9 protein-coding genes are annotated in these 11,351 nt (G+C 67.1%); 7 read left to right on the forward strand and 2 right to left on the reverse strand.

Translation table 11 applies throughout. The features are described from left to right. Window positions 1-2: 2 nt before the first annotated feature. Window positions 3-623 carry a TetR/AcrR family transcriptional regulator gene (locus FGL98_RS08150; RefSeq protein ID WP_146316258.1) on the reverse strand — a complete coding sequence of 207 codons (621 nt, stop codon included), beginning with the start codon at window positions 621-623 and terminating at the stop codon, window positions 3-5. Window positions 624-751: 128 nt separating this feature from the next. Between FGL98_RS08150 and FGL98_RS08155 the strand changes: the two genes are divergently transcribed. The 6 genes from FGL98_RS08155 (at window position 752) to FGL98_RS08180 (ending at window position 8,640) form a co-directional block, all read left to right on the forward strand. Continuing rightward, on the forward strand, window positions 752-2,878 hold the full coding sequence (locus FGL98_RS08155; RefSeq protein ID WP_146316259.1) for an acetate--CoA ligase family protein: 2,127 nt from the start codon (window positions 752-754) through the stop codon (window positions 2,876-2,878). Then, window positions 2,875-4,026, forward strand: coding sequence for an acyl-CoA dehydrogenase family protein (locus tag FGL98_RS08160; RefSeq protein WP_146316260.1), 1,152 nt, complete (start codon window positions 2,875-2,877; stop codon window positions 4,024-4,026). Before FGL98_RS08155 ends, FGL98_RS08160 begins: the two co-directional genes overlap by 4 nt. A 37-nt stretch (window positions 4,027-4,063) precedes the next feature. Beyond that, window positions 4,064-5,668 (forward strand): thiamine pyrophosphate-binding protein, encoded by a 1,605-nt coding sequence (locus tag FGL98_RS08165; RefSeq protein ID WP_146316261.1) that lies wholly within the window; start codon window positions 4,064-4,066, stop codon window positions 5,666-5,668. Window positions 5,669-5,857: 189 nt separating this feature from the next. Continuing rightward, window positions 5,858-6,754: an ABC transporter substrate-binding protein gene (locus FGL98_RS08170; RefSeq protein WP_146316262.1), complete on the forward strand. Its 897-nt coding sequence runs from the start codon at window positions 5,858-5,860 to the stop codon at window positions 6,752-6,754. 34 nt (window positions 6,755-6,788) lie between these two features. Next, entirely contained in the window at window positions 6,789-7,892 is a 1,104-nt protein-coding gene (locus tag FGL98_RS08175) for an amino acid ABC transporter permease (RefSeq protein ID WP_146316263.1), read from the forward strand. A 4-nt stretch (window positions 7,893-7,896) separates the two neighbouring features. Then, on the forward strand, window positions 7,897-8,640 hold the full coding sequence (locus tag FGL98_RS08180; RefSeq protein ID WP_146316264.1) for an amino acid ABC transporter ATP-binding protein: 744 nt from the start codon (window positions 7,897-7,899) through the stop codon (window positions 8,638-8,640). Window positions 8,641-8,688: 48 nt separating this feature from the next. Here the strand turns inward: FGL98_RS08180 and FGL98_RS08185 are convergent, their stop codons facing one another. Continuing rightward, window positions 8,689-10,359, reverse strand: coding sequence for a long-chain fatty acid--CoA ligase (locus tag FGL98_RS08185; protein WP_146316265.1), 1,671 nt, complete (start codon window positions 10,357-10,359; stop codon window positions 8,689-8,691). Window positions 10,360-10,625: 266 nt separating this feature from the next. Here FGL98_RS08185 and FGL98_RS08190 point away from each other — a divergent pair, with 266 nt between their 5' ends. Next, window positions 10,626-11,351 carry an SCO2322 family protein gene (locus FGL98_RS08190; RefSeq protein WP_146316266.1) on the forward strand — a complete coding sequence of 242 codons (726 nt, stop codon included), beginning with the start codon at window positions 10,626-10,628 and terminating at the stop codon, window positions 11,349-11,351.

An 11,351-nucleotide genomic window follows, 5' to 3' on the forward strand; every position in this document is an offset into this window, starting at 1 on the left:
TGTCAAGGAGTGCCCGGCGAGAGCAGCGACGCGTCCAGCCCGAGCTCGGCGGCGACGGCCTGCATCGACCAGGCGGTCAGCTGCTCCCGGCCGACGACACCACGATGGACGATCGCCTGCACCGCGAGGCCATCGAGCAGCGCGGTGATCCGCCACGCGGCGCCGCGGGCATCGGCGGTCACGAAGTCACCCTCGGCGACGCCGGCCTGGATGATCTCGGTCAGCGACTCCTTCCACACCAGGTCGAGCTCGCGCCCCACCTGCCGCAGGGCCGGCTCACGCAACCCGGCGGCCCAGTTCTCGATCCAGAGTCGCCAACCGCGTTCGCTGCCGGTCGGCGCATACCAGGCGAGGGCGGCGAAGAGCCGGTCACGAGACGAGCCCTCGCCTCCGGTCGCAAGCGCGAGGCGGTCGAGATCCTGTTGCGCCGCCCATGTCAGCGCCTCCGCGATCAACGCGTCCTTGGTCTGGAAGTGGTAGACCACCAGGGCCGGGCTCACGTCCAGCTCCACGGCGACATCGGCCACCCGCAGCAGCGCAATGCCGTGCTCCTCGATCAGGTGCGCCGTCGCGCGCAGGATCTCCTCACGTCGCACTCCTGCGTCTTTCCGCCGTCTCGCCACAGCTTGAGCGTAGGCGACCTGGGCGCCGTGCAGCGCGCACCCTTGACATCCCTGCACCCAGGATCGACCATGAACCAGTAACTGACTGATCAGTCAGTTATTCACCCCGGCACCCCCAGGAGCCTCCCGTGCCATCCAGCGGACTGCCCCCGTCGCTCGACCTGCACGCCTTCACCGCGCCGTCCTCCGTGGCCGTCGTCGGCGCCTCGAACAACCCGGCCAAGTGGGGCTACTGGCTGGCGGCCGGCGCACTCGACGGCGACGATCAGCGCACCGTTCACCTGGTGAATCGATCCGGTGGCACGGTGCTCGGCAGGCGATGCTTCGCCGACCTGGCGAGCCTGCCGGAGCCCCCCGAACTGGTCGCACTGTGCGTTCCCGCCCAGCAGGTTCGCGCGGTCGTCGAGGACGGGCTGGCGCGAGGTGTCCGCGGATTCCTGGGGGTCACTGCGGGCATTCCGGACGAGCAGAATCTGGCGGATCGCATCCGCGACGGCGGGGCCCGCCTCCTCGGCGCGAACAGCCTCGGACTGTATGACGCCGACAGCAATCTCCGCCTGGCGTGGGGGACGTTCACCCCAGGACCGCTGGCAATCGTCACGCAAAGTGGCCAGCTTGGATCGGAGCTGGCGATTCTGTGTGAGCGCAGCGGCGTCGGCATCTCCAGGTTCTTCTCGGTGGGCAATCAGAGCGATGTGCGCGCGATCGAGCTGCTCGAGGGTCTCGTCGCCCACCCGTCCACTCGAGCGGTTGCCCTCTACCTCGAGGGCTTCCCCGATGGAGAGGCCCTCTTCGAGGTATTACGGCGGCTGCGCGCCGCGGGAAAGCCGACCCTGCTGCTGACCGTGGGCGCAAGCGGCGCGAGCGTCCGTCTCGCTCGGTCGCACACCGGATCACTGACGTCACCCCTCGACCTGGTGGATGCCGCCTGCCGGGCGGCGGGCGTGCTGCGTGTGCAGACCCCGCGAGAACTGGTGAGCGTTGCCCGCGGCTTCCTCGCCGTCCGGACACGGACGGGGCGTCGCGTCGCCATCGTCGGGGACAGCGGTGGCCAGTGCGGGATCGCCGCAGACCTCGCAAGCACCGAAGGACTACTGGTGCCCGAGCTCGATGAACGCACCTCGGCTCGTCTGCAGTCCGCACTTCCACGAGGAGCAGCTCGCCACAATCCGGTCGACCTCGCGGGCGCCGGAGAGGCGGATCTCACCGCCTACGCACGCGTCATCGACCACGTCCTGAACGACCCCGGCATCGACGCGACCGTCGTCACCGGCTATTTCGGCCGCTACGGCGAGGACACCCCCGCCCGCCTGGACGACGAGCTCCAGGTGGCGAAGCGCATGGCCACCATCGCGCGTACCCATGACAAGACCGTCGTCGTCCACTCGATGTCCGCTCGCAGCTCGGTGGTGAATTCCCTTTGGTGTCAAGGCGTTCCGACAGTTGACAGCATTCAGGATGCTGTCAACCTGGTTCGCGGGCTCGCATCCCTCAGCTTGGAGCCCCCGCCGGCGCACCATGCGCAGACATTGCCCGGTGCCGGCCGATTACAGCCTGGATACTGGGCGGCTCGTGCGCTGCTCCGCGCGGCAGGCGTGACACTTCCTGCTGCGCACCGCGTTCGAAGCGCCGACGACGCGCGGGAGGCCGCGCGCGTGCTCACCGCACCCTTTGTCCTCAAGGCCGGCTGGATCGACCACAAGAGCGAGGTCGAGGCAGTTCAGCTCGATCTGGCCGATGGGCAGTCGTTGGCTGCCGCGTTCGAGAGGATGCGGGCCCGCCTGGGCGACGGAGACTACGTCGTGGAGGAACAGGACACCAGACCGGGATGCGTCGAGATGCTCGTCGGCGCCCGGCGAGATCCGGACCTCGGATCGGTCGTGGTGGTGGGCCGCGGTGGCACCGAGAGCGAACTGTGGCACGACGTCGCCATCGAGCGCGCCCCGGTGTCCGGCCGCACCGCGGCGACCATGATCGGACGCCTGGAGTGCGCTCCCCTGCTGGCTGGCTGGCGCCATCGCCCATCCCTGGACGGCGCAGCCCTTGCCGACCTTGTCGTCGCCATCTCCCAGCTGGTTGTTGCACATCCGCGTATCGCCGAGGTCGAGCTCAATCCGGTCCGCGTCGGAGTTCGTGGCGCGGTCGCCGTTGATGCACTCGTCATTCCGACACGGGATCCGCCGGACGCCGAAGCGTGCGACACCGTAGATCACACCCATCACATCGTGCCGAGACCGAAGGAGACCACGAGATGAGCTGCACAGCGTGGCCATTGACCGATGAGCAGATGGAGGTCGTGAAGCTCTGCAAGACGTTTGCCGAGAACGAGATCCGGCCCCGCGGGCGAGAGGTCGATGAGGCCGACATCGTCATCCCGGTCGACATCTTCGCCAAGGCCGCGGCGGTCGGCATCACGGACTTCATGATCCCCGAGACCTACGGCGGCGGCGGGTTCACCGATGTCTTCACCCAGTGTCTGGTCCAGGAAGAGCTGTGCTGGGGCGACCCCGGCATCGGCAACCTGATCTGCTCGGGCGGATTCTTCGCCGACCCGATCATGGTCCTCGGAACCGAGGCCCAAAAGAGGCGCTGGCTGACTCCCCTCACGGGACCGGACGCGCCGCTGACCGCGCTGGCGACCACCGAGCCCGGCGCAGGCTCGGATGCCGCCTCCATCGTCACCACGGCCACCCGTGTGGACGGCGGGTACCATCTGGACGGCCAGAAGTCGTGGATCTCGAATGCCGGTGCCGCCGAGCTCTACGTCATCTTCGCCAAGACGGACAAGACCAAGCGTTCGGCGGGCGTCACCGCGTTCGTGGTCAAGAACGGCACCCCTGGGATGTCCTTCGGTGAACCGATGCGCAAGATGGGCCAGCGCGCCATCGTGTGCCGTGAGATCTTCCTGGATCACGTGTTCGTGCCGGACGCCGATCGGCTCGGCGAGGAGGGCGAGGGTTTCTACGGCCTGATGGGCACGTTCGACATCTCCCGCGTGGTCCTCGGTGCGGCCGCGCTCGGTGCCGCGCGCGCGGCCTACGAGTATGCACTCGACTACGCCAGGACCCGCACGCAGTTCGGCGTCCGGATCATCGAGCACCAGGCTGTCGCGTTTCGGCTTGCCGACATGGCGACCCGGATCGAGTCCGCGCGGCTGCTGGTGCATCGCGCGGCGCGGGTGATCGACGAGGGGGGCAGCGCAACGGGCCTCGCCGCCATGGCCAAGCTCACTGCATCGGAGACCGCTGCCTTCGTGACCCACGCCGCGGTGCAGACCCTTGGCGGCTGGGGCTACTCGCGTGAATACCCGGTCGAGCAGTGGATGCGGGACGTGACGCTGGAGGAGATCGAGGAAGGCACCTCCGACATCATGCGCCTGGTGATCGCCCGCCACCTGACCTAGCCCACAGCCCCTGGCAATCCACCTCTGGAGGACTTTGATGCCATCACTCACCGGCGGAGCCACACTCGTCGCCGCGCTCGAAGCTCACGGCGTGCACACCGTCTTCGGGATACCCGGCACGCACAACCTGTCCGTGTTCTCCGCGCTCGCGGCCTCGCCGATCCACCTGGTGCTCACCCGGCACGAACAGGGCGCGGGCTACGCCGCCGACGGATACGCCCGGGTCTCCGGCCAACCGGGCGTCTGCCTCACCACCACCGGCCCGGCCATCCTCAATGCCCTGGCGGCCGCAGCACAGGCGTGGTCTGACTCGGTGCCGGTGCTGTTCATCTCCCCGGGCATGCCGCTCACCCACCCCGGACGCGGCAACGGCTACCTGCACGAGGTCAAGGACCAGCACGCGGCCCTCGACGCGGTGGTTGCGTACAGTCATCGCGTCACCAGCGTCGAGGAGATCCCGGCGGCGGTCGCCTACGCCTTCGCCGCGATGCGCACCGGGCGACCGCGACCGGTGCATCTCGAAGTTCCGCTCGACCTGCTGGAGGCCACGGCGGCGGTGCGTCATGTGACCCCCGTTGAGCCCGCCGCCTCCGCAGCACGCGACGACGCCGTGGAGGCTGCCACTGACCGCCTGCGATCGGCGCGCCGTCCGGTGATGATCGTCGGCGGTGGCGCCCGAACTGCCGTCCAGCAGATCCGGGGGGTTGCCGAGCGGCTGAATGCACCGGTCCTCACGACGGCCAATGGCAAAGGCACGCTCGACGAAAGTCATGCGCTGTGTGTCGGCGCCGGCCTGCATCACCCGTCGGCTCGCGCCCTGCTCGACGACGCTGACACGGTGCTGGCAATTGGGACCGAGCTTGCACCATCGGACCTGTGGAATGGACCGATCCACCTGGACGACAGGCTTATTCGCATCGATGTCGACTGCACCTCGATGATCACGAATGCCGATCCGGCAGTCCGTCTCGTCGGGGATGCCCCGATCGTGCTCGGCCAGCTGCTGCACGCTCTCGGCGGGCGCGAAGGTGCCGCCGGTGACTCCCTCGTGCGAGCGGAGGCGGCACGGCAGGGACTCGCCGCCGATGCTGCCGCCGAGGGTGCGCCGTGGGAGGCACTGGTCGATGCGCTGTCACCGGTCGTCGACGAAGGCACCGTGGTCGCGGGTGACAGCACCATGGCCTGCTACTACGGGGCACTGACCGGCGTACGCGTCCACCGGCCGGCGGGCTTCCTCTACCCGACGGGCGGAGGGACGCTCGGCTATGGCCTACCGGCGGCGATCGGAGCGTCACTGGCGCCGAAGCGGCCGCGGGTCATCGCGCTGCTCGGCGACGGCGGCGCGATGTTCACGTTGCCCGAGCTGGCCACCGCCGCCGCACTCGGACTCTCGCTGCCCGTCGTGGTGGTGGACAACGGCGGATACGGCGAGATCCGCAATGAGATGGCCGACCGCCACGACCCGGTCCACTCAGTTCGACTGGGCGGCATCGACTTCCCGGCGGCGGCGCGTGCCATGGGATGCCGGGGTCGCTCACTCGAATCGCCCACCGAGCTCACCGCGGCCGTCCAGGAAGCATTCACCGCGGACCGCCCGACGCTGCTACATCTGCGAGAAGACAGCCGCGCAACACAGGGTTGAATTTCCGCGACGGACGGAGCAGACGTCTCAACGCCCGCAGATCACCGTCGGCATAACGGTTTGTCGGTCAATACCGCCGAACTCAACACGCGTGCGACTCGTGGCCAATATCCTTGACTCCACCCACGAACCAAGCCACTGTTCTCCCAAGCCGCTTGGCTTTTCCGCTGCCGGAAGGAATTCCACGTCATGGCATTCAAACGTACCCTCAGCATCGCCAGTGCGGTCGCAGTTGCTGCCTCGCTCGCCGCATGCAGTTCGGGTTCAAGCCCCAGTTCCAGCTCCGGCTCCGCGTCTTCGGGTGGGTCCGGCGCCGGTCACTACGGCAACTGCAAGGTCACCAGCAAGGCCAACTCCATCAAGATCAAGCCGGCCTCCTCCGGCACGCTGACGGTGGAGACGACGCTGCCTGCGCCAGGGTGGTGGAACGGCACCACCGCGAGCTCCATCAACAGCGGATACGAGTACTGCATGGCCGCCAACCTGGCCAACATGGCCGGACTGAAGTCGGTGACGGTCAAGAACGTGTCGTTCGCCCAACTGGTCGCCGGTCACACCAATACTTTCGACATCGCCCTGGCGGAGATCTCCATCACCGCGGAGCGCGCCAAGGTGGTGGACTTCTCGACGCCCTACTTCGACTCCAACATCGGGGTGCTGACCAAGAAGGGCGCCGGGGTCACCGCCGCCAACATCAAGACCAAGAGCTGCGCGGCCTACGCAGGCACCACGTCCCAGCCGTTCATCCAGGACAAGCTCAAGTGCAAGTCGACGAAAATCTACCCGAACTCGCAGACCCTCTACCAGGGCGTGCTGTCCGGACAGGTGGACGCCGCATTCCTGGACACGGCAATTGTGCTGGCCGAGGCGAAGAACACCGGCGGGAGGCTCGAGGTGGCCGGCCAGTACAAGACCGGGGAGCACTACGGCGCGATCTACCCGAAGGGCTCCGCCAACGAGAAGGCACTCGACCAGGGAATCAAGACCCTCTCCAGCGACGGCACCCTGAACACCCTGTCGAAGACCTACCTCGGCCCGGCATTTGGTGGCGACCCCTCGGCGGTCCCGGTCTGGCAGCTGCAGTGAGCCCCAGGCGCCCCGCACGAAGTAGGGGCCCACGATGAGCTCCTCGAGCCTGATCAGAAGCGACGTTCAGCCCAGCCCCGCACCGAGCCCGCCGCAGCCCGTCCTGCCCTTGACGGTGGCCGCCGTGGTGGCGTCCGTCATCGGCATAGCACTGATGGTCCTGGCTGCAGTGGAGCTGCGGAACTTCAACCACCACGGTGTTGTCTCGACAATCATCGGGGTCGTGCTGGTGCTGCTCACCCTCTACCCACTCTGGCCGACGTTGCGCTCGATTGGAGCCGGGCGGGAGCGAGCTCGGCTGCTCCAAGACGGAAAGCTGGTGGCCGCCCGGCGGTCTGCTGCCCGTGGCCGTGAGGATGCACAGATCGGCATGGGCTATGCGGTCGCGTCTGTGGTCGTCGCTCTCCTCCTGCTGATGGTGCTGGCCAACTCCGCTCACGGCAACGGGATCGCCCACACGTTCTTCAGCTCGAGCGCCTGGCGTCAGTCGTTCAGCCAGATGCTCCCGGCCTTCTGGATCAATATCTGGGTGGCCTTGATCGCGCAGGTGCTCGTGCTGATCTTCGGGCTGCTGCTGGCGGTCATGCGGATGCTTCCCGGCCGGGCCGGTGCACCACTACGCAGGATCGCGATCGTCTACTGCGACGTCTTCCGGGCCGTGCCCGCGATCGTCGTGATCTATCTGATCGTCTTCGGCGTGCCGCTTGCGGCGCCGGGCCTGACCAAGATCTCCCCGACCTTGCTCGGCGTTCTGGCACTGACCCTGACCTACTCCGCCTATGTCGCCGAGGTCTACCGCGCCGGACTGCAGTCGATCCACCCGAGCCAAACCGCAGCGGCACGATCCCTTGGTCTGAGCTACTTCCAGACGCTACGAACGGTCCTCGTGCCACAGGCCGTCCGGCGGGTCATCCCGCCGTTGCTCAATGACTTCATCAGCCTGCAGAAGGACACGGCGTTGCTGTCGATCGCCGCCATCGGCGAGGCGCTTCTCACAGCGACCATCTGGCAGGCCAAGCTGTTCAACCTGTCACCCGTGACCTTGGCCGCATTCTTCTTCATCATCATCACCATCCCGCAGGCCCGCTTCGTCGACTACCTGATCAACCGGGATGCGTCGAAACGGGCGGGAGGCTAGAGCAATGTCATTCCTGGAAATCAGCGACGTACACAAGTCGTTCGGTCACAACGAAGTGCTGAAGGGCGTCTCCCTCACCGTGGAACGTCACGAGGTGGTCTGCCTCATCGGCGCGTCGGGCTCAGGCAAATCCACCCTGCTGCGCTGTGTCAACCAGCTCGAACAGGTCAATTCCGGTGAGATCCACATCGATGGCGACACGGTCACCGGAGCCGGCGTCGATCTCAACAGGCTCCGACGCGACGTCGGCATCGTATTCCAGTCCTACAACCTGTTCCCGCACATGTCAGTAATGGACAACGTCACGCTGGCCCCGATCAGGGTGGGCGGCGTGAGCAAGAGGGAGGCGCAGGAAAAGGCGATGGTCCTGCTGGAGTCGGTGGGGATGGGGATCAAAGCCAAGGCCTTCCCCGACAGCCTCTCCGGCGGGCAGCAGCAGCGGGTCGCGATCGTGCGAGCACTCGCCATGGAACCGCGGGTGATGCTCCTCGACGAGATCACTGCCGCTCTCGACCCCGAGCTCGTCGGCGATGTCCTGGAGATCGTGCGCGAGCTCGCGCACGAAGGACTCACCATGATGCTCGCCACCCACGAGATGGGCTTTGCGAAGGAAGTGTCCAGTCAGGTCTGCTTCCTGGACCAGGGCGCCATCTGCGAGCACGGCTCTGCACAGCAGATCTTCGAGGAGCCGCGCGAAGAGCGCACCCAGCAGTTCCTCAGCCGAGTGGTCAAATCAGGTCGTCTGTAACCGGCACGTCGGGTGGTCGCCTCTAACCGGCGCCCCTGCAGTCCGTGATCAGTCGGCCCGCAGCACCGAGAGGTCGCCCTCGGCATAGCGCTGCCGCAACCGCTTCTTGTCGAACTTGCCGACGCTGGTCTTCGGCACCTCGTCGATGAAGGCCCACTGCTCGGGGATCTGCCAGCGGGCGACCTTGTCTGCCAAAAACTCCCGCAGGTCTCCGGCAGTGGGCGACGCTCCCGCGCGCAGGACGACCGTTGCCAGTGGCCGCTCGTCCCACTTCGGATCGGGTATGCCGACGACCGACGCCTCGAGCACGTCGGGGTGGCCCATGATGGCATTCTCCAGATCGACCGAGCTGATCCACTCGCCGCCGGACTTGATCACGTCTTTTGCGCGGTCGGTCAGGTGCAGGAAGCCGTCCTCAGTGAGCGATCCGACATCCCCGGTCCGCAACCATCCATCATCGAACTTCTCTGCCATGGCAGAGATCTCGGCCTCAGACTCTTCACCGTTGGAGTAGTACGAGGCGGTGATCCACGGGCCACGCACCTCGATCTCACCAACGCGCTGCCCGTCGCGAGGTTGCTCAGTGCCGTCCGGTCCGATCACCCTGCCCTCGACACCGCACACCAGGCGGCCCTGCGACGTGCGATACGACCAGTAGTCGTCGGATCCCGGCTCCGCGGCCGCCGGGGCGAACGCCAGGCTGCCGATGGGTGAGGTCTCGGTCATGCCCCAGCCCTGAATGATCTCGATGCCGTACCGCTCCTGGTATGCACGCATCATCGACGGGGCCGGAGCGGACCCACCGACCATGAGCATCCGGCAGGAAGACACATCATGCGGGTTCTGGTCCAGATACTGCAACAAGCCGTTCCAGATCGTCGGCACGCCGGCGCCGCCGGTCACCTTCTCGGTCTCGATCATCGTTGCGAGCGGCTCCGGCTGCAGGAACCGATCAGGCATGACCAGCGTGGAACCGGACACCATGGCGGCGTAGGGGTAGCCCCAGGCGTTCGCGTGAAACATCGGCACGACGACGAGCAGCCGGTCGGCCTGGGTGGACCCCAACGTCGCGACCGCCGCCATCGCATGCAGATAGTTGCTCCGGTGCGAGTAGGCGACACCCTTCGGGTTGCCGGTCGTGCCCGAGGTGTAGCACATCGAGGCCGCATCGTTGTCGTCGAGATCGTCCACCCAGTCGAACGTGGTTGGGCGCCCCTTCAGCAGCTGGGCGTAGTCGTGGACCTGCCGTACGTGAGCGGGGCGCCGCAGCGCCTCGAGCACCGCAGCCTCAACCGGCCCATTGACAATGACCTGGCGCACCGCGGGCAGCTGCTCCAGGAGCTGGGAGAACGGCTCGGCCAGCGTGTTGTCGACGATCACGACCTCGCTGCCCCCGTGTCGCGTGACATAGACCAGCTGTTCGGGGAACAACCTGATGTTGAGGGCGTGCAGGACGGCACCCATCGACGGCACGGCGAGATAGGTCGCGAGGTGCTCGGCGTTGTTCCACATGAAGGTGCCCACCCGCTGATCCCCGGTGATCCCGAGGTCCCGCAGGGCGTGGGCGAGCTGCGCGGCCTGCTCCCCCACCTGCGCGTACGTGGTCCGGCGCGCCCCGTCGGCGGTCCACGTCACGACCTCGCTCCGACCGTGGGCCGTGGTGCCATACCGAAGCAGTGTGGAGATCAGCAGCGGCGTCGGCTGCATTGTGCTCAACATGCAGCCAGCCTGCCACCCGAACTGCTGGGGTGGGCACACTTTGACAGATAGATCTCGGGAGTGGGATCTTTAGGCGTTATCTGACCCATTTCCAGGGGAAGCCGGTGCAACTCCGGCGCTGACCCGCAACCGTGACGAGCACCGCTCGAAGCCGGAGCACCTGAACTGTGGTCGAGGCTTCCTCATTCCGTCGTGGCTCGCGGACTGGAGCCGTGCGAGCGTCTTGTCCGTGCTGGCCCGGTCCCGGTTCGCCAGGAAAGGCACATATGCAGCGCACGTTCAGCCCCCACTCCGGCCGACTGACCGGCGTCGGTCTCGTCCTGGCCCTGCTCATGATCGTCTTGCCCATGTCGTCCGCGCACGCTGCGACCTATCAGTACTGGGGCTACTGGTCCCTGAAGGGCAGCACCTGGACCTTCTCGCAGAAGGGCCCCGCAGACACCCACCCGGCTGACGGTTCCATCGAGGGCTGGCGCTGGTCGATCTCCGGCACCTCCGCTCGGCACCCCCGTGGCGTCGTGACCTTCGCGAAGGTCTGCGCCGGTACCCCGGCCAAGTCCGGTGACAAGAGGGTCGCCGTGGTGATCGACTACGGGCGCGCCGCAGACGCGAGCACCGGCACCCCCCCGTCACCCATCGCGAAGTGCGCGCAGGTGCCCACCGCGGCGACCGGCGCCGACGTGCTCGCCGACGTGACGTCGGTGCGCAACGCCAAGGGTTTGGTCTGCGGTATCAGCAACTGGCCGGCGTCCGGATGTGGTGGTGAGATCAAGAAGGTCACCGCTGCCCAGCAGGCACCCGACACCGCGGTGGCGATCAAGGTGGCCGCTGCCGCCTCGGCCAGCCCGAGGGCGACGGCGTCCACCAGCCCGGCCGCCTCGAGCAGCAGCGGGGCTGTGACCGGCTGGGTCGTCGCAATCGTCGTCATCATCCTCATCGTTCTTGTGCTCCTGCTCGTGCTTCGCAGGCGCCGCGCGGCGCTGGAGGACTGA

Origin of the sequence: Leekyejoonella antrihumi, from assembly GCF_007845645.1 — a bacterium.
Lineage (GTDB): Bacteria > Actinomycetota > Actinomycetes > Actinomycetales > Dermatophilaceae > Leekyejoonella > Leekyejoonella antrihumi.

Coding starts and splice junctions, on each gene's coding strand:
- FGL98_RS08170 (WP_146316262.1), top strand. CDS start 5,858: ATGGCATTCAAACGTACCCTCAGCATCGCCAGTGCGGTCGCAGTTGCT.
- FGL98_RS08160 (WP_146316260.1), top strand. CDS start 2,875: ATGAGCTGCACAGCGTGGCCATTGACCGATGAGCAGATGGAGGTCGTG.
- FGL98_RS08180 (WP_146316264.1), top strand. CDS start 7,897: ATGTCATTCCTGGAAATCAGCGACGTACACAAGTCGTTCGGTCACAAC.
- FGL98_RS08165 (WP_146316261.1), top strand. CDS start 4,064: ATGCCATCACTCACCGGCGGAGCCACACTCGTCGCCGCGCTCGAAGCT.
- FGL98_RS08190 (WP_146316266.1), top strand. CDS start 10,626: ATGCAGCGCACGTTCAGCCCCCACTCCGGCCGACTGACCGGCGTCGGT.
- FGL98_RS08175 (WP_146316263.1), top strand. CDS start 6,789: ATGAGCTCCTCGAGCCTGATCAGAAGCGACGTTCAGCCCAGCCCCGCA.
- FGL98_RS08185 (WP_146316265.1), bottom strand. CDS start 10,359: ATGTTGAGCACAATGCAGCCGACGCCGCTGCTGATCTCCACACTGCTT.